This is a genomic window from Micromonospora sp. NPDC048947 (genome assembly GCF_040649495.1).
GTDB lineage: Bacteria > Actinomycetota > Actinomycetes > Mycobacteriales > Micromonosporaceae > Micromonospora > Micromonospora alfalfae.
In genome coordinates this window covers 13721-31513 of the sequence record NZ_JBEZFO010000033.1, presented here as the reverse complement: position 1 = coordinate 31513, position 17793 = coordinate 13721, and the positions used below count along the sequence as shown (strand labels likewise).

Here is a 17793-nt window from a genome sequence, read left to right as displayed (position 1 = left end):
TCATGTCGGCGGCTCTGCCAGCCGCTCCAGCCGCGCCAGACCATCCCAGCCACGCTCACGCATCAGACCCAGCAGTCGCTTCACCCGCGGGTCCGCCTCGACGGCCAGCGCGTCCAGAAGGTCGAACGGTAGATCGTCCTGCGCCACCTCACCGAGGTCGATCTCGCCAGAGCGGTATGCCTGCTCGGCCAGGCTGGCCAGGATGTCGGCAGCCTCCACCAGACCCGCGTCGTCGCCGCTGTCACTCTCGAAGATCTCCGACAGGATCCGATAGAGCCGTATGAGTTGCGGGTCGTCGAGCTGCGCGATCTTGTCAGGCATCCATTCGCGGACACGATCGGGCCAGCGCGCCGACATCAGGATCCAACTGTCCCGCTCACCCGCCACCACCCGCTCGGAGACGCCAATGTCCCGGAGCCGGTCCAGGTAGGTGGTCACCTCTGGTGCGAGCGCCAGACGATCCCCGGCGGCGAGTTGCGCGATCTGCTTCCGGCTGGCCTCCAGTCGTGCGATCTCGTCGCCCAGTTGCCTGTCGATCTCCTCGACCGCGGCCGCGAAGGTCGACGGGTCGGCCTCCAGCATCTGACCGATCTGGGACAGCGGCACGCCGGCGTTGGCGAGAATCCGGATCCTGATGAGGGACACCACAGCTCCCGCGCTGTACCGCCGGTAGCCCGAGGCGTCCCGCTCGGGCTCCGGCAGCAGGCCGATCTGGTGGTAGTGCCGTACCGCCCGCACCGTGACGCCGGCGTACGCCGCCAGTTGACTGATCGTCAGCATGCCCTGATCCTGCCCCTCGACTCGCTCGGCCCCACCCGAATCCAGCTCAGGAGATCTTGCGGCGGTAGGTCAGGTTGGCGAACAGGTAGGCCACCGCGAGGATGCCGACGCACCAGGCGAGGGCGGTCCAGATGCCCGATCCGACCGGCTCCTGCGCGAAGAGGTCCCGGATCGCGTTGACGATCGCGGTCACCGGCTGGTGCTCGGCGAAGGCGCGCACCGGGCCGGGCATCGACGCGGTGGGCACGAAGGCCGAACTGACGAACGGCAGGAAGATCAGCGGGTACGAGAAGGCGCTCGCACCGTCGACTGACTGGGCGGTGAGGCCGGGAATGATGGCGATCCAGGTCAGCGCCAGGGTGAACAGCACCAGGATGCCGGCCACGGCGAGCCACCCCAGCACGCCCGTCCCGGTGCGGAAGCCCATGAGCAGAGCGACGAGGACGACGACGACCAACGAGATCAGATTGGCGACCAGTGAGGTCAACACGTGCGCCCAGAGCACCGAGGATCGTGCGATCGGCATGGACTGGAACCGTTCGAAGATGCCGCCCTGCATGTCCAGGAAGAGCCGGAAGGCGGTGTACGAGATGCCCGATGCGATCGTGATGAGCAGGATGCCGGGGAGCAGATAGTTCACGTACGAGTCGGAGCCGGTCTCGATAGCGCCGCCGAAGACGTAGACGAACAGCAGCATGAAGGCGACAGGCATGACCGCCGTCGTGATGATGGTGTCCGGGCTGCGGGCGATGTGGCGCAGCGAGCGTCCCAGCAGGACTGTGGTGTCGCCGAGGAAGTGCCTGTTCATCGTTGTTCCTTCTCGGTCTTGGCGCCCACCAGGGTGAGGAAGACGTCCTCAAGGGTCGGCTGCTTCTCGACGTACTCGATCTCGGCTGGTGGCAGGAGCTGTTTGAGCTCTTCGAGGGTGCCGTTCACGACGATCCGTCCCTCATGGAGGATCGCGATCCGGTCGGCGAGTTGTTCGGCCTCGTCGAGGTACTGGGTGGTGAGCAGCACCGTCGTGCCGCCGCGGGCGAGTTCCCTGATCGCCTGCCACACCTCGATGCGCGCCTCGGGGTCGAGCCCTGTCGTCGGCTCGTCGAGGAAGATGACCGGCGGGTTCCCGATCAGGCTCATCGCGATGTCGAGACGGCGACGCATGCCGCCGGAGTAGGTCCGCACCCTCCGGGCGCCGGCCTCGGTCAGCGAGAAGCGCCGCAGCAGGTCGTCCGCTGTCGAACCGGGCTCCTTGAGGTGCCGCAGCCGGGCGACCAGGACGAGGTTCTCCCGCCCGGTGAGGATCTCGTCGACCGCCGCGAACTGCCCGGTGAGACTGATCGACTGCCGTACGTCGGCGGCCTGGGTCGCCACATCGAAGCCGGCGACCCGGGCCGTCCCGCCGTCGGCCCTGAGGAGCGTGGCCAGGATCCTCACCACTGTGGTCTTGCCGGCACCGTTCGAGCCGAGCAGGGCGAAGATGCTGCCCCGCGCGACCTCGATGTCGACGCCGCGCAGCACCGTGAGCTGCTTGAACGACTTCTCCAGGCCGTGTACGTGGATCGCGGGCTGCTCGGCCTGAGCTGTTGTGTGCGAATTGCTCATGGCGGCAGCATGGAGGGTTGACGCAGCGTCAAGGTCAAGCCCGGTGCCGCGGGTCTCAGTCGGGCTTGGGTTGGGACCGCAGGCGACGCATCTGGGCGTGGCTGAGGTCGTGCGCTCGGTTCATGTGGCGTGTGACCACCTCCAGCTCCTCGTCGGTGTGCTCGTCGAGAAGTGCCTGCCAGGACTGGCCGAGGTCGTCCCAGACCGCCGTGACCCGGTCGAGGCGATCCGGCACCGGGGTGACCAGCACCCGACGCCGGTCCTCCTGATCGGGCGTCCGTTTGACGTAGCCGCCACGTTCGAGCCGGTCGACCAGTCGGGTGGCCGATCCCGTGGTCAGGCCGGTCATCTCGGCGACCTCGCGCACAGTGGGCGGCGCGGGAGCCGCCGAGAGCAGGCTCAGGAACTGCACGTCGGTCGGGTGGAGCCCCAGGTGGTCGGCGATGGCCTGGTTGAACAGGACGTACGAGGCCAGATAGCGCCGGGACGCCATCGACAGCTCCTCGAACAGCCGGGTTCGACGCTTCGCAGTCATCCGCATCACATCCCAATCAGTTGCGCGACGCAGCAATCCGCCATAATCTGCTGCGTGGCGCAGTTAATGCGTTACGCAGCTATCTTACCTCCTGGAGGACCCATGCTCACCGTCGCCGTCACCGGCGCCACCGGAGCCCAGGGCGGTGCCACCGCCCGCGCCCTGCTGGCGGCCGGTCAGCGGGTGCGCGCCATCACCCGCCAGCCCACCTCGCCGGCCGCCGAAGCCCTGCGCGACCTCGGGGCGGAGGTACGCCAGGCCGACTTCGACGACAGCGCGTCCCTCGACGCCGCGCTCGCCGGATCCGACTCGTTGTTCGCTGTCACCACACCGTTCGGCAGCGACCTCGCCACCGAGGTCCGGCAGGGCCGGGCCCTCGTCGATGCCGCGGCGGCCGCCGGCCTCAGCCACCTCGTGCTGACCACCGTCGCGCACGCCGACCGCGACACCGGCGTCCCGCACTACGAGAGCAAACACCTGGTCGAGCAGCATCTGCGCACCTCGACGGTGCCCTGGACGGTCATCGCGCCAGCCGCCTTCATGGACAACTACGCCAGCGGCTGGACGCTCGACGGCCTGCGCAGGGGCACCTTCGCCTGGCCGATGCCCGCGAACCGGCCGCTCGCCCTCATCCCGGCGGTCGACATCGGCACCTTCGCCGCGCTCGTCCTCCAGCGCTCGGACGAGTTCGCCGGGCGCCGCATCGACATCGCCTCCGACGAACGCACACCCACCCAACTGGCCGAGATCCTGGCGGGCGCCATCGGCAGCCCCATCACCCACGTGCAGGTGCCGCTGGCCCAGGTTCGACAGCGGTCCACCGACCTGGCGGCCATGTTCGACTACTTCAGCACCGTGGGCCTGACCGTCGACGTCGCCGCGCTGCGTCGCGACTACCCCGAGGTCGGCTGGCACAGCTTCGCCGACTGGGCCGCCGCCCAGGACTGGCCCGCCCTGCTGCCGGCGAAGCGTGCGCGACCCTGACTCTTAACTCCGATGTCACCGCCCGATCCCATTGGTGACGTGTCGCTGTTCGCCCGAAGGAGTTGGCTGCCAGACGTCGCACTTGCCTGGACCAGGAGTTGATCCACGTGCCTTCCTCTCGTCGTACCTTCCTCGCCAGTGGCGCCGCCGCCGGCGTCGGCCTCGCCGTCGCGGGCGGCCTGCCGTCCCTGGCCCAGGCCAGCCCGGCCCGGCCGCACCCGCCGGTGAAGCCCGGCAACGTGCCCTTCCCGCCGCTCGTGGACGACCCCAGGGGAATCCTGGCCCTGCCCAAGGGCTTCAGCTACACAGTGGTCACCCGGACCGGTGTCACCCGACTCGACCGCGGCCAGGGCGTCACCCCGTCGGACCACGACGGCATGGCCGTCTACGACGCCGGCCGCGGCCGGTACACCCTCATCCAGAACCACGAGATCGACCCGGGCGCCGAGTTCGGCGTGCCGCACGTCAAGGGCACTGTCTACGACGCGGGCGCCGTCGACGCCGGTGGTTGCACCGTGATCAGGACCGACCTCGCCGGCCGCAACCTGGGTGAGTTCGTGGCGCTCTCCGGCACCATCTCCAACTGCGCCGGCGGGCCGACCCCCTGGGGCACCTGGCTCACCTGCGAGGAGACCGAGGACCGGGCCGGCGACACGTGGGAAGAGGGCGGCCGGACCGGCGTCTACCAGAAGGACCACGGCTACGTCTTCGAGGTGTGGGCCGACGGCAGCGCCGACCCGAAGCCGATCAAGTGCCTGGGCCGCTACTCCCACGAGGCCCTGGCCGTCGACAAGGACCGCACCCGGATCTACCTCTCCGAGGACGCCGACGAGCCCAACGGCCTCTTCTACCGCTGGACCGCGCCACACGGCGTCAAGCTGGGCCCGGGCGTGCTCACCCGCCTCGCACCGAACGCCGGCGTCCTCGCCGCGATGCAGATCATCATGGATGACGGTTCGGTGCTGCCGGACGTCGCGTACCTGACCTCCGCCCAGCTGGGCCGCCCCTTCCCGGTCCGCTGGATCGAGGTGCCGGACCGCGACGCGCGCACCACGTCGGTGCGCGAGCAGTTCGCCGACGGTCAGGTCACCCGCGGGCGCAAGTTCGAAGGCGTGTGGGCCACCGACGAGGGCGTGTACGTGGTCAACTCGTACGCCTGGGATGAGGGTGACCTGCCGGCGGACGCGGCGCCGCACGACGGAATGGTGTGGTTCTACAACTACCGGAACCAGACCATCCAGCTGGTGACGTACTTCCCGCACCAGACCCAGTCCGAGGAGGGCGCGGCCGTCAAGTACACCGACCTCACCTTCGACGGCCCGGACAACGTGACAGTCACTCCGTGGGGAAGCCTCGTGCTCGCCGAGGACGGCACCGGCGCCTCGCACGTGCTCAGCACGATCCCGGGCGGGCCCACGTACGCGATCGCCCGCAACCAGCTCAACGACTCGGAGTTCTGCGGGCCGACCTTCAGCGCGGACGGCAAGGTGCTCTTCGTCAACATGCAGGACCCGGGCCTCACCCTGGCCATCACCGGTCCGTGGGAGAAGTACCTGGGCTGACCGAGCCCGAACGTGCGGGGCCAGGCGACCTCGCCTGGCCCCGGCGACCAGAACCCCGCAGCCGTCAGTGCGTGCTGCGCGGCCTCGGTGTCGCCGCTGGGCCCGAGCGCTTGAGCAGGAACGCCCCGCCGACGATGAAGACGACGCCGAGGATCACCCCGACGAGGTTGCCCTGAGACAGACTGGAGACGATCCCCAGCACGCCCACGACGACCGCCAGCACGCCGAGGATCCGCATGGTGTAGCCACCAACAGACCTGACCCGTTCATTCGTCATGGGGTGCCTTCTGCCCAGCGCGCCGATCGCGCAAACGACGGCGGTGGTCCACGGCCGACCGTGGAGATCTCACTGCACCTTCGTGAGAAGTGGTTTCCCCTTCTCGACGACGTACGTGGCCAGTTCGACGGCGATACCCTCGCCAACGTTGCGGGCCTGGTGGTGCACACCGTATGGAACGGTGAGCGCGTCGCCGGGATTGCACACCACCGGCGGCTGCCCCTCCAGCCGATATTCGAGCGTTCCCTGCAGAACGCAGATGATTTCCTCGCCGGGGTGGAAATGCTTGAACGGTGGCGAATCCGGAGTGAACTCCACCCGAGTCTGAATGACCTCTCGCCCGGGGATGCTGAGGTCGTGCCGTTGCAGATCGATCCGCCACAGCCCTGGCGCTGACTCCACCGCTGTGGGGCTGATCCCCTCAGGTCGATCCTTGGTGCTCATGACGGCCTCCTGTGAGCCGTCGGGCCGACGGCCATGACTCGGAATGGTGCATCCCCGTCGAGGATAGGTAGCCGCAGACGATCAGGGGCGGGGATGCCGAGTTCACCGACGGGGCAGCAGCCCTCGTTCGGTCATGTAGGCCCGCAACGTCTCGGCATCCTCGGCGGACATCAGCCAGCGGGGGATCACGGTCGCCGGCATTCGGCCGACGTACACGACCCAGAAGTCGCCGGCGTCCTGCACCTGGGCGACCCCGTCCCAGGCGATGCCGCCGGACTCCGAGCCGCTGCGCATCATGATGTTGTCATCGGTGATGTCGTAGGCGCCCTCGACGGCGTAACTACCGGAACGGCGTCGGGCGCGCGCCAGCACCCACGGCCGGTACAGCATCGACAGCACGCCGGCCACCACCAGCGCGGTCCACAGCGGCGAACTCCGCTCGCCCCACCCGAGCCCCCGCGAGACGACGAGACCGATGACCCCGACCGCCGTCAGGACCGCCCCGATGTAGCCGAATCTGCGTAGCCGGACGTTGCCGAGGGCAGCGGCCACCCGGCTCGGGTAGGCGGGATCGGCGGGAACGTCAAAGCGGATGTGCACGCCGAAACGATAGTGCCTCCACCCGCCCCGGAAGGCGCCTTGCCCCGCCGCACCTGACAAGCCGTGGGCATCCGGGTGCGGCAGTCTGATGAGGTGAACGCCGACGACGTCCGAGTGCCCCGGGCCCAGGCGGGGTCGAGCCCGCAGCATCTGCTGACGACAGTGCTCGGCGAGTACCTGGACTCCTCCGACGCCGACCTGCCGTCGACGGCGGTCATCGCGATTCTGCGCGAGTTCGGGATCAGCGAGTCCAGCGCCCGTGCCGCGCTGTCCCGGCTGGTCAAACGTGGTCTCATCGCGGCGCGGAGGAAGGACCGGTCGCCGGTCTACCACCTCACGCCGCAGGCGATCGCCAAGCACCGCTCCCGGATGCGGCACTTCCTGAACTTCGGCTCCCACCCGACGCCCTGGACCGGCGAATGGGTGCTGGCCTCCTTCTCCGTTCCGAGCGCCGGCCAGGCGTCCCGCCATGCGCTGCGCAGGTCGTTCACCGCACTGGGGTTCGTGGGCCTGTACGACAGCGTGTGGATCCGGCCGGGATCCGACGCCGCGCCGGCGCGGGAGGCGCTGCACGCGCTGCTGCAGCACGTCGAGGGTGCCCGATGGTCGGTCCTGCACGCCCGGTTCGACGAGGAGGCAGGGCCACACGGGCCGGCTTCCGCGTACGACCTGACCGGCCTCGCCTCGGCGTACTCGGCCTTCATCGAGCAGTACGCGGAGCTGCGGGCAGCCGCGCGCACCGGAGAGGTGGATCCGGCCCGGGCGCTGGTGGCTCGGACCTCCGCGATGGATTGTTGGCGGAAGTTCGCCGACATCGACCCGGACCTCCCCCCGCACCTGCTGCCGGAGCACTGGCCTCGCCAGCAGGCCAGGGAGACCTTCCTCGACATCCACACCACGCTCGGCTCGCTCGCTCAGGCGCGCCTGGTCGAGGTGGCAACTCCGCACTGGCCGGATGCCGCCTCGTGGATCATCCACTTCCAGGCGTCGAGGGATCCATCAAGGCCCGAGCCGACCGGCGGAACCCACGGCAGCGGCCCACGCCCCGGCTGACAGCGTCGCGGCCACTCAGAGCCAACCAGACATTGACACTTTTCGTTGCGACAGTGATAGTAACTGCACACAGCTCCCATCGGAGCGCCTGTAGGGACCGCGGCCGGGCGGTCGCCGGCGCTGAATGAGCGGGCAGTGGCGACCGAGGGCACGGCCGCCACTCAGGCCGCGACGCGCCCCCGTCGACCAGACCCGTGGCCAGCGCTGACCACTCTCGTCGGGACGCGAGTGACCCAACCGCCACCGCGGGGAGCGCCACAGTGACTGTTCCTGGAGGGTGCAATGAGAAGGCGAGCGAAGATCTACGCGGGGCTGGCGGCCGCCATCGTCCCGGTCACCTCCGTGATCATGGCGCTCGGCGGGACACCGGCGTCCGCCGCCATCGGCGGTTCCGGCCCCTACCCCGCCGACTACGAAACCTCGGCCACCCTGGCCAACCACACCATCTTCCGACCGCAGACCCTCCCGTCCGAACGCCTACCCATCGTCGTGTGGGGCAACGGCGGCTGCTCGGCCAACGGCCTCTCCCAGGGCAACTTCCTCCGCGAGATCGCCTCCCACGGCTTCCTCGCCATCGCCAACGGCGCCCCGAACGGTTCCGGCTCCACCACCTCCCAGATGCTCACCCAGTCCATCGACTGGGCGGTAGCGGAGAACTCCCGGCAGGGCAGCAAGTACTACAACAAGATCGACACGAGCAAGGTCGCCGTCGCGGGCTTCTCCTGCGGAGGCCTGGAGGCGTACGCCGTCTCGAACGACCCGCGCGTCACCACGACCGGCATCTTCAGCAGCGGACTGCTGAACGACGCCGACGACTACCAGCTCAGGAGACTGACCAAGCCGATCGCCTACTTCGTCGGCGGGCCCAGCGACATCGCCTACCCGAACGCCATCGACGACTGGGGCAAGCTGCCCGCCGGCCTGCCCGCGTTCATGGGCAACCTGAACGTCGGGCATGGCGGCACCTACGACCAGGCCAACGGCGGCGAGTTCGGCCGGGTGGCGACTCTCTACCTCAAATGGCGACTGAAGGGCGACACCACCGCCGGCCGCAACTTCGTCGGCGCCGACTGCGGTCTGTGCCGCAGCCAGTGGAGCGTCCAGCAGAAGAACCTGACGCTCGACGACGGCACTCCGCCTCCCACCACGCCACCGCCGACCACGCCACCGCCGACGACACCGCCGCCGACCGGCACCCCCGGCTGCACCGCTGTCTACTCCGTCCAGGACCAGTGGAACGGCGGATTCGTCGCCAACGTCAGCGTCACCGCGGGATCCACAGCGCTGACCGGCTGGCGGGTCACCCTCACCCTACCGAGCGGCGCGTCGGTCAGCTCGCTCTGGAACGGCGTCAGCAGCGGCACCAGCGGGACCATCACCGTCGCCAACCAGAGCTACAACGGGAGGCTGGCCGCAGGTCAGGCCACCAGCTTCGGATTCCAGGGCACCGGCAGCGGCAGCGGAGCCACAGCGAGTTGCGCCGGAAGCTGACACCCCAGACAAATCGATCCGCTCGGCGGGCCGGTGCCTCGGCACCGGCCCGCCGTGGGTGCGCGACGGCCCGCCGGATAGGGAAGACTGGCCGGCATGGCTGATCTGAGCGATGCGAAGGCCGCGCTGCACGCCTACCTTCGCGGGACCCGCGAGGACCTCATCTGGAAGCTCGACGGGCTCAGCGAACGTGAGGTCAGGCTGCCCCGCACGGCGACCGGCAACAACCTGCTGGGCATCATCAAGCACTGCCTCAATGTCGAAGCCGGCTACTTCGGGCCCACCTTCGGCCGCGACTTCCCGACCCCTGACGAGCTGGTCCCGATGGCGGCGTTCGACGAGGACCCCCAGGCAGACTGGTACGCCCGGGAGGACGAGACGAAGGACGGGCTGATCGACCTGTATCGCCGGGTCGGCGCGTTCGCGGACCAGACGATCGACGAGTTGTCGCTCGACGCGCCCGGGCAGGTGCCGTGGTGGCGGCCCGGCGCGCAGGACGTGACCCTGCAGCGGATCATCATCCACGTGACCTGCGATCTCGCCCGTCACGCCGGGCACGCCGACATCATCCGCGAACAGCACGACACAACGATCGGCCTTCGACAGGGCAACCCCAACATCCCCAACGACTACGACTGGCCGGCGTACGTCAGCAAGCTGACGAAGCTGGCCGACCACTTCGCGTGATCGGCGAACCCGTCGACGGGCGAGACGAGCTGGCCCAGGTCGAAGCGGCGTTCGTGGGCACGCCACTGGCCGGCCTGCCGATCGGGCACGGCCCGTCGGGCACCCTCCTCGTCGCCGACGTCGACCCCGATCGGCTGCACGAGGTCTGGCAGGCCGCCGACGCGCTGGTGCCGGTCATCGGACGCCGACCCGTCATGGTCACCGACGACTTCGACGACGCGCTGACCATCCGGTCCGAGCCCGAGCGGGGCCCGTCGGAGTCGGAGCTGCGCGCGTTCGTCGAGGCGGCGGCGTCTTGCGAACCCTGGCTGACCTACCGCCACCACAGCGAGGACCACCAGGTCGCCGAGGACGAGATCGAGTTCTACGCGCGTGGCACGACCGGCGTCGACCTGAGCGCCCTGGTGCCGGATGTGGTGCTGCCGGCACCACTTCCGGTGCTGGAGCGGGCGCTGTACGACGGGCTGCTCGCCGACGCCGACCTGCACGCCCAGGTGCTTGGCAACGTGCGGCTCGTGACGCAGACCGACTACTGGTATACGCCGGACAGCGTCCTGCTCATGTTGCTGCCCACCAGCGACGTCCGCGCCTCGGCGTACTGGGTGGACTTCTACGGTGCGCTCACCGAGGAGGAACACCAAGGGCTCGCCGAAGTGCTGGCGCGGTGGCGGCACCGGTGGGACGCCCGCCTGGTCGCATCATGGGACACCATGCTCCAGTTCCAGGTGGGTCGTCGCCCGACGCCGGGTGACGAGGCGTGGGCTGCCGCCGGTCAGCTCAAGGCGCTCGCTCCGGACCTCGAACTGAGCCAGTGGGAGGTCGCCGTCGCCCTACCGGCCGGTGACGCGTGGTTCGTCCACAACCGACCCTGACAGCGTTGGCTGTTCCAGTTGCCCCCCGGTTACCGGCCTCGCGGTCTGCGTGAGCCCTTCCTGGCGCAGTTCGAGGACGTGGGGCTGGTCGTCGGTCCGGACGAAACGCACCTCCAGATCGAGGTCCGGGTGTCGGTAGCTACCGTCCGGTCCTGCCAGGAGGACAACCGGTTGCTGGGTTGAGGCGGCGAGGGTCAGGTGGCCGTCGGTGAGCGCGATGTCGATCGGGTAGTCGTCGCGCAGCACGTAACGGCCCGTGACATCCGCAGGCGGCGCGGCGGTGACTCTGGCGGCGGCGTAGCGACGGTCCGCGGCGGCGCGGATGCTGACCAGCAGCTCCCAGCCATCCTCCGAGTTGGTCATCGCCGCTACCCCGATGCCGCTGTCCGGCCAGACGTAGGAGAAGCAGGTGTAGCCGACGTTCAACCCGGTGTGCCCGAAACGACGACGCTCGGCGCGTTCGTCGAGTTCGGTACCGAGGCCGTAGCTGCCGCCAGGAATCTGCGTCGTGCACATCTGGATGGCCAGGTCGTGGTCGAGCAGCTTCGAACCTGCCGAGACGGCCCGGGCGATCTCGAGGTCGAGCCGGAGCAGGTCGGTAGGGGTGCTCCACAGTCCGGCCGCGGCCAGCTCCGGTTGCGTTCGCCAGCCGCCAGGAATCCTGGTGCCGCCGCCGTGGTGACCATGCGCCACCTGATCCGGTCGCCGGTGCGGAAACTGCTTGTCGAAGCTGCTGTCGGCCATGGCCAGCGGTTCCAGCACCAGAGTTCGCAGGAGGTCTTCGAACGGGGTTCCGGTCGCGTCCACCATCACCTGCTGAAGCACCGAGTAGTGGCTGCCCGAGTACCGGAAACGGCTACCCGGCAACAGGGTCGGCCGAACCGGTGGCGTACTCGTCGTGCCGGTGCCGTCCAGGACCTGCAACAGCGACGGGGCGCGATCCGCGGCGTAGCCGCGGTACCAGGTGTCGGACAGTCCGGCAGTGTGCGCCAGCAGCTGTCGTACCGTGACTCCCTGCTGGTCTTCCCGGCCGGGCAGGTGCCACGAGGTGAGGTGATCGCCGATGTCGCCGTCGAGGTCCAGGACACCGGCCTGGACCAGTCGCAGCGCGCCGAACGCCGCGACGTGCTTGCTGATCGAACAGGCGGCGAAGGCGGTGCTCGCGGTCACCGGAGTTGACGTCCCGGCCGCCGTGACGCCGAACCCTGCCGCCCGGACCTGCGCGCCCATCTGGCCGACGGCGATGCTGACCCCCGGCACGTCGTAGCTGCTCATCAGCTCGGACAGCGCCGCCGTGTCCGGTGAGAGCCGCCCGGACGACACCTGCCGGTCAAGCTCGCCCAGCAGCGAGACCCAGTCCTGAGGTAGATCCACGACGTCGATTCTCGACCGCGCCCACCGCCGGATCAACTCCGGTCATCCCGTGGGGCTCGTGACGGTACGAGAGACCTCCCGGATCAGACTGGCCTCGGAGACCTGTGCGGCCAGGTAGGCCTCGATGTCGGCGGCGTCTCTGGTCCACCGGGCACCGAACTCCTGGACGGTCCGCTCCAGCCGCTGCTGATCCACCGACACGTGACCCATGCCCAGTAGCGTCCAACGCCCCCGCCGCCGGCAGGGCGAGCCGTGATCAACCACATAGGATCGGACGACCTCGTACGCCGGACCTGAGGAGCGTGCCGTGACCCTGCTGGAGCGTCTGCACCTGGCCGGTATGCGCGAGGTCGTCACGGTGCGGCCGGTGACCGGCGGGCTCGCGGCGCTCGCCGGCATCGCCACCCGTCGGGATGCCCCGCCGGTGTTCGTCAAGGCATTCGACGACCCGCCGGCCGACGACGTCTTCGTCGCCGAGGCGGAAGGGCTGGCCGCCCTGCGCGAGTTGGGCGGTGTGGCGACACCCGAGGTAATCCTGGCGGACCGGGACGTCCTGGTGTTGTCGGTGTTGAGCGAGAGGCCGCGCAGCGAGGCCTTCTGGGAGCACTTCGCGCACGTGCTCGCACACCTGCACCTGAATACCACCCATCCCCGTTTCGGCTGGCACCACGACAACTGGCTGGGCCGTCGCCGCCAGGTCAACACGTGGAACGACGACGGCTTCGCCTTCTTCGCGGAGCACCGGCTGCTGCGCTGGCTCGACGAGCCCCGCGTCGGGGCGGCGCTCGACGCGGAGGACCGGTCGGCGCTGGAACGGCTCTGCGACCGGCTGCCCGACCTGCTGCCGGAGCGTCCGGCGTGTCTGACGCACGGCGACCTGTGGGCACAGAACGTCCTGGCCACCGCGGACGGAGAGCCGGCGCTGATCGACCCGGCCGTGTCGTACCTGTGGGCCGAGGTCGACCTCGCGCACGTGTGGTCCACCTCGCCCCCGCCCGAGGCACGACGGATGTTCGAGGTCTACGCGGAGCTGACCGCGCTCGACGCCGGCTGGGAGGCCCGGATGCCGGTCATCCAGCTGCGACAACACCTCGCGGTGCTGGCCCAGTTCGACGACGACTGGGGCGCTGCCGATCAGATCCGCGCCGTCCTTGCCCCGTTCCGGACCCGAACCTGACCGGAGGCCCGGCCGCCGGACGCGGCGCGCGGCCGGACTGTTCCGTCAACGTGGTCCACCTCCGTCGAGGCCCGCGAGCGGCCCGAGGTCAGGCCCTCGTTACGGTGACCACTTCACTGGGGGGTGGGGCCATGGCACCGGAGGTGTCGCCGCGAAGGGCCAGGGCGGTGCTCGTCACGCTCTCGCTCGCCGCGTTCGCGTTCATCACTACCGAGCTGCTGCCGGTCGGTCTGCTGACCCGCATCGCACCCGATCTGGACCGCTCCCGCTCGCAGGTGGGCCTGCTGGTCAGTGGGTACGCCATCGTGGTGGTGCTGGCGTCCGTACCGCTGACCCGACTGACCCAGCGGGTCCCCCGGCGGCACCTGCTCGGTGTCACGATGTTCCTGTTCGCCGCCGCGAACGCAGCCGCCGCGCTCGCGCCGACGTACGCCGTGCTGGCCGGCACCCGCCTGGTGACCGCCCTCGCCCAGGCGCTGTTCTGGTCCGTCGCCACGGCGACCGTGATCGGGCCGTTCCCGGTCGCGGTGCGCGGTCGGGCGGTGGCGTTGTTCGCGACCGGGGCGACGCTCGCTCCGGTGCTCGGCGTACCCCTGGGCACCTGGCTCGGGCAGCAAGCCGGCTGGCGCGCGGCGTTCGCTGTGCTCGCCGGGATCGGTGTGGCGATCGCCGCCGCGGTGCTGCTCCTTCTCCCCTCCTATCCCCCGGCCGCCGGCGGCGCCGCCCGGGGCAGCGCGCCGGACGGCCGGCGCTTCGCCGTCCTGCTGATCGCCACCGCCCTCGGCATCGGCGGCTTCATGACCCTGCAGACCTACGTGACACCGTTCCTGCTCGACGTCAGCGGCTTCGCCGACGCGGTGCTGGCGCCGCTGCTGTTCGTCTCCGGCGCGGCCGGTGTCGTCGGCACCCTGGTCGCGGCCCGGACTCTGGACACCCGACCGATCGCTTCGCTGCTGACGCCGTTGGGCATCGGCACGGCCTCGCTGCTCGGGCTCTACGCGCTCGGCGCGCTCAAACCGGGCGTGGTAGCGCTTCTCGCCGGGATCGGCCTCGCATACGCGGCGTTCGGCTCCGCCGTGCAGAACCGGATGCTGCAACTGGCCCCGGGCAGCACCGACATCGCGTCGGCCGGGGTGAGCACCGCCTTCAACGCCGGCATCGCCGGTGGATCACTGCTCGGCGGCGCCCTCCTGCCCGCCCTGGGGGCACGCCCGCTGGCGCTCGCCGGCGGTCTGCTGACGCTGGCCGCCCTGACGCTGCTCGCCGTGGACGCGCGTCGGGGCCGCGTCGTCGGGCCGGCGTCGACCGGCGCTCGTCCCTCAGCTACGGCACGCGGGTCTGAACGCTGATCGGCGTGCTCGTTTCCGCTGTCCGCGCGGGCGGGCGGCGGGACAGCAGATATCCGGTCAGTGCGGCGCCGAGGCCGGCGAGCCCGGCCGTCGCGAAGCCACCCGCCGGCACGGAGAGGTCGATCGCCACGCCGACCAGCGGGGCGCCGAGCGCGAAGCCGGCGCTCTGCGCCGAGGACTGCAGACCGATGACCTCGCCCCGCACACCGGGTGGCGCCAACCGGCTCACCGCGTCGGCCACCGTGCCGAGGGTCGGCGCGGTGAGGAGCCCGCTGCCGACGACGGCCGCGCACAACCACTGCCAGTCGCGGGCCAGCCCGGCCGGGATCGTCACGAGCCCGAGCAGGCCGAGCAGCAGCCAGGTGGGCAGTGGCCTGGTCAGCGCGCCGTAGACCAGCCCGCCGATGACCGACGACACGCCGAACACCACGACGACCACGGCTGCCCAGGACACCTGACCTGCCTCCCGCAGGGTGGCGACGATGGCGAGGTCGACGCCGCTGAGCAGGGTCGTCGTCCCGAGCGCCATCGTGAGCGCGGCGGTCATCCTGGCGTCCAGCCACTGCCGGCGCTGAGGTCGTTCCGCCGCTGCGGCGTCCGCCTCGTCCTGGCCGCGCATCGGTGGGTTGAGCACGGCGATTCCGACGCCGCCGGCCAGGATCGCGGCACCGACCCCCCACGCCACCACGTCGGGGGACACCGTCGCCGCGCCCAGGATCACCACCGCCGGCCCCACGATGTACGACAGTTCGCCCTGCACCGATTCCAGCGCGAACGCGGCCCGGCGCTGTTCCGCCGTCGTCATCGCGGCGATCGCCTGTCTGCTCACTGCCTGGGCCGGCACCATCAACAGGCCGGCGACGAAGCTGGCGACCAGTAGGAACCCGTACGGCAGGACCGGCACACCCAGCCAGAACACGACCTGCGCGGTGACGGTCACCAGCAGGACGAGGCGCAGGCCCCGTGAGTCGATCATGCGGCCGAGCAGCGGCCCGCCCAGCGCCACTCCGGCGGTCAGGGCCGCCGCGACAGCACCGGCCGCCGCGTAGTTCAGCTCCAGGCCGAGGACGACGACGAGGGTCAGCGCCATCACGTCGGCCGTTATCGCGGTGCGGGCGAGCAACGAGACGCCCAGCAGCGGTGCCATCCCTGGCACGGCGAGCACCTGCCGGTAGCTGGTCACCCGGTTGACGCTAGTTCCGCCCGCCCGCCATAAGAAGACTCGATTTCGTTGAGGCTGGCATAATGATTGCTTATGGCGAAGGACCTGGAGACCGCCCTGCTGCGGTCGTTTGTCGCGGCCGTGCGGGAGGGCAGCATCAGCCGTGCCGCGACCGCTCTCGGGCAGACCCAGCCCGGCCTCAGCCAGCAGCTACGCAAGCTCGAAAGCGTCGTCGGTCGTCCACTGCTGCACCGGTCGTCGTCTGGTGTATCGCCGACCCGGGCGGGCGAGGAACTCCTGCCGTACGCCGAACGCATCCTCTCGCTCTCCGCACAGGCGCTCGCCGAAACCGGACGCGCGCTCACCGGCCACTGTGGCGTCGGGTTGCTCGAAGACCTCGCCGCGTCCCACCTTCCGCAGGCCCTTGCCGACCTCGCCCGGCTGCACCCCGGCGCGACGCTGGAGGTGCTCAGCTGCTCCAACGTCGCCATGCGGGAGGCCTACGACACGGGCCGCGTCCAACTCGTGCTGGACGCGGTACCGGACATTCCCGGGCCGCCGCGCTGGACGGTGCGCGCCCCGCTGGTCTGGGCCACCGGGCAGGGTGTGGACGTGAGCGCCGATCCGCTGCCGGTGGTGCTCTTCTCCAACCCGTGCTCCTGGCGTACGTCCGTGCTGGACGCGCTGGAGACCGCCGATCGGCGTTGGCGGGTGGCCTTCGAGAGCAACAGCCTGGTCGGGGTGCTCGCCGCGGTACGGGCCGGGCTCGGCGTCGCGGCACTCATGCCCGCGAACCTCGAACCGGTCATGATCTGCCGCGACACTGATGCCCTGCCCGCCCTGCCGGACGTCGAGTTCGGTCTCGCCCGGCACCCCCGGACCGAGGGTGATCCACTGATCGACGCCGTGGAGACGGTGCTCCGTCGCATCGTCTGAGCACTCACCCTCACCGTCGGGGCCGGCGGTCACCCACTGCCCGCGCTGACGACAGCCATCACGATCAGGGTGCGTCGCCGCCGCTGACTCATCAGCGCGAAACAGGCGGTGAGCACCACCAACTCCAGCTCGGCCCACTCGCCGGTGACCTCGACGCGGATCGGCCCGCCGCGCCGGCCGGGCAGGCGTACCGCGAGGCGGTGCCCGTCGCGTACCAGCTCACCGCCGCAGCGGCCGGGCGACCAGCGGGCCACCCCGCCGGGCCCCGGCACGTGCGACCGGCCCGGATCGAGCCGCACCGGCACGCCGTGCTCGCCCTGGGCGGTGAACCCGATGCGTCGGCGGCCGGTAGGCGCGACGGTCCAGCGGCCGGTGTCGGTGCGGATCTCGCCGCACCGCCAGGTCCAGCCGGTACGCAGCGACGCGCGCGCCCCGGAGTCGAGGACGAAGGCCCCGTCCTGTTTGCGTACGGTCAGCGTGGTCATCGGTTCGCCCCTGCCGGACGTGACCGGGGCAGGCCGAGGATGAGGATGACGCCGACGCTCAGGTGCAGCAGAGCAAGGGTCGCCTTCGCTCCCCCGCCGACGCCACTCGGCGGCCCGACCACGAGCGACAGCAGCAGCACGATGACCGCGATCGAGGTCCACCAGACGCGGGAGCGGTTGGTGCGGCGTTCCAGCACCGCTAGCAGCGCCCAGCCGGCCAGTGCCGCGACCACGGTGGCCACGATGACCGCGGCCACGGTGATCTGCCGGGTCGAGTTTGCGGACCTGACCGCCAGGTCGACGCCGGCCGCCGAGTTCAGCAGCGCGAACTCGACCACCGCCACCATTGTCGCGCCGGCCACCGCCGCGGCCCGTCCCAGGAGAAGGTTGTTCGTCATGGCCTGAGTCTGCGGACCGGGCCCT

At 70.3% G+C, this 17793-nt stretch carries 21 protein-coding genes; 9 read left to right on the top strand and 12 right to left on the bottom strand.

Annotated features, from left to right (window positions below; translation table 11 throughout):
• From AB0B98_RS31470 to AB0B98_RS31455, 4 genes are read right to left on the bottom strand one after another with little or no spacing between them, the layout of a single operon-like run.
• Positions 1-780, bottom strand: a complete 780-nt coding sequence (locus AB0B98_RS31470; protein ID WP_357367335.1) for a MerR family transcriptional regulator — start codon at positions 778-780, stop codon at positions 1-3.
• 46 nt (positions 781-826) lie between these two features.
• Positions 827-1588, bottom strand: a complete 762-nt coding sequence (locus tag AB0B98_RS31465; RefSeq protein ID WP_357367333.1) for an ABC transporter permease — start codon at positions 1586-1588, stop codon at positions 827-829.
• Positions 1585-2382 (bottom strand): ATP-binding cassette domain-containing protein, encoded by a 798-nt coding sequence (locus AB0B98_RS31460; protein ID WP_357367331.1) that lies wholly within the window; start codon positions 2380-2382, stop codon positions 1585-1587. The genes AB0B98_RS31465 and AB0B98_RS31460 overlap by 4 nt, the downstream gene beginning before the upstream one ends.
• Positions 2383-2437: 55 nt before the next feature.
• Positions 2438-2917 (bottom strand): MarR family transcriptional regulator, encoded by a 480-nt coding sequence (locus AB0B98_RS31455; protein ID WP_357367329.1) that lies wholly within the window; start codon positions 2915-2917, stop codon positions 2438-2440.
• A 102-nt stretch (positions 2918-3019) separates the two neighbouring features.
• Between AB0B98_RS31455 and AB0B98_RS31450 the strand changes: the two genes are divergently transcribed.
• The gene (locus AB0B98_RS31450; RefSeq protein ID WP_357367327.1) at positions 3020-3901 is read left to right on the top strand and encodes an NmrA/HSCARG family protein; all 882 of its coding nucleotides are present in this window, start codon (positions 3020-3022) and stop codon (positions 3899-3901) included.
• 107 nt (positions 3902-4008) lie between these two features.
• Positions 4009-5463, top strand: coding sequence for an alkaline phosphatase PhoX (locus AB0B98_RS31445; protein WP_357367325.1), 1455 nt, complete (start codon positions 4009-4011; stop codon positions 5461-5463).
• Between the two features lie 64 nt (positions 5464-5527).
• Here the strand turns inward: AB0B98_RS31445 and AB0B98_RS31440 are convergent, their stop codons facing one another.
• From AB0B98_RS31440 to AB0B98_RS31430, 3 genes are all read right to left on the bottom strand, one after another.
• A complete protein-coding gene (locus tag AB0B98_RS31440; RefSeq protein WP_357286633.1) occupies positions 5528-5740 on the bottom strand; it encodes a hypothetical protein in 213 nt (70 codons plus the stop codon).
• Positions 5741-5809: 69 nt separating this feature from the next.
• Complete coding sequence (locus AB0B98_RS31435) at positions 5810-6184, bottom strand: cupin domain-containing protein (protein WP_357367323.1); 375 nt, start codon at positions 6182-6184, stop codon at positions 5810-5812.
• Between the two features lie 102 nt (positions 6185-6286).
• Complete coding sequence (locus AB0B98_RS31430; protein WP_357367321.1) at positions 6287-6784, bottom strand: YcxB family protein; 498 nt, start codon at positions 6782-6784, stop codon at positions 6287-6289.
• Positions 6785-6877: 93 nt separating this feature from the next.
• Between AB0B98_RS31430 and AB0B98_RS31425 the strand changes: the two genes are divergently transcribed.
• From AB0B98_RS31425 to AB0B98_RS31410, 4 genes are all read left to right on the top strand, one after another.
• Positions 6878-7837, top strand: coding sequence for a PaaX family transcriptional regulator C-terminal domain-containing protein (locus tag AB0B98_RS31425; RefSeq protein ID WP_357367319.1), 960 nt, complete (start codon positions 6878-6880; stop codon positions 7835-7837).
• Between the two features lie 282 nt (positions 7838-8119).
• Entirely contained in the window at positions 8120-9328 is a 1209-nt protein-coding gene (locus tag AB0B98_RS31420) for a cellulose binding domain-containing protein (RefSeq protein WP_357367317.1), read from the top strand.
• A 96-nt stretch (positions 9329-9424) separates the two neighbouring features.
• Positions 9425-10015 (top strand): DinB family protein, encoded by a 591-nt coding sequence (locus AB0B98_RS31415; RefSeq protein WP_357367315.1) that lies wholly within the window; start codon positions 9425-9427, stop codon positions 10013-10015.
• Positions 10012-10887: a DUF4253 domain-containing protein gene (locus tag AB0B98_RS31410; protein WP_357367313.1), complete on the top strand. Its 876-nt coding sequence runs from the start codon at positions 10012-10014 to the stop codon at positions 10885-10887. The genes AB0B98_RS31415 and AB0B98_RS31410 overlap by 4 nt, the downstream gene beginning before the upstream one ends.
• Here the strand turns inward: AB0B98_RS31410 and AB0B98_RS31405 are convergent.
• Positions 10846-12261 (bottom strand): serine hydrolase domain-containing protein, encoded by a 1416-nt coding sequence (locus AB0B98_RS31405; RefSeq protein ID WP_357367311.1) that lies wholly within the window; start codon positions 12259-12261, stop codon positions 10846-10848. The genes AB0B98_RS31410 and AB0B98_RS31405 overlap by 42 nt on opposite strands.
• A 42-nt stretch (positions 12262-12303) precedes the next feature.
• Positions 12304-12471 (bottom strand): hypothetical protein, encoded by a 168-nt coding sequence (locus AB0B98_RS31400; RefSeq protein ID WP_357367309.1) that lies wholly within the window; start codon positions 12469-12471, stop codon positions 12304-12306.
• Positions 12472-12568: 97 nt separating this feature from the next.
• On the opposite strand from AB0B98_RS31400, the gene AB0B98_RS31395 reads away from it, so the two are divergent.
• Both AB0B98_RS31395 and AB0B98_RS31390 read left to right on the top strand, forming a co-directional pair.
• Positions 12569-13438: a fructosamine kinase family protein gene (locus tag AB0B98_RS31395; protein WP_357367307.1), complete on the top strand. Its 870-nt coding sequence runs from the start codon at positions 12569-12571 to the stop codon at positions 13436-13438.
• A 131-nt stretch (positions 13439-13569) separates the two neighbouring features.
• Positions 13570-14787 (top strand): MFS transporter, encoded by a 1218-nt coding sequence (locus AB0B98_RS31390; RefSeq protein WP_357367305.1) that lies wholly within the window; start codon positions 13570-13572, stop codon positions 14785-14787.
• On the opposite strand, the gene AB0B98_RS31385 is transcribed toward AB0B98_RS31390, so the two are convergent.
• Positions 14762-15970, bottom strand: a complete 1209-nt coding sequence (locus AB0B98_RS31385) for an MFS transporter (RefSeq protein WP_357367303.1) — start codon at positions 15968-15970, stop codon at positions 14762-14764. The genes AB0B98_RS31390 and AB0B98_RS31385 overlap by 26 nt on opposite strands.
• Positions 15971-16042: 72 nt before the next feature.
• Between AB0B98_RS31385 and AB0B98_RS31380 the strand changes: the two genes are divergently transcribed.
• Complete coding sequence (locus AB0B98_RS31380) at positions 16043-16885, top strand: LysR family transcriptional regulator (RefSeq protein WP_238666813.1); 843 nt, start codon at positions 16043-16045, stop codon at positions 16883-16885.
• A 29-nt stretch (positions 16886-16914) separates the two neighbouring features.
• On the opposite strand, the gene AB0B98_RS31375 is transcribed toward AB0B98_RS31380, so the two are convergent.
• Both AB0B98_RS31375 and AB0B98_RS31370 read right to left on the bottom strand, forming a co-directional pair.
• Positions 16915-17370 (bottom strand): hypothetical protein, encoded by a 456-nt coding sequence (locus AB0B98_RS31375; RefSeq protein WP_357367301.1) that lies wholly within the window; start codon positions 17368-17370, stop codon positions 16915-16917.
• Positions 17367-17768 (bottom strand): DUF6069 family protein, encoded by a 402-nt coding sequence (locus AB0B98_RS31370; RefSeq protein WP_357367299.1) that lies wholly within the window; start codon positions 17766-17768, stop codon positions 17367-17369. Before AB0B98_RS31370 ends, AB0B98_RS31375 begins: the two co-directional genes overlap by 4 nt.
• Positions 17769-17793 lie beyond the last annotated feature (25 nt).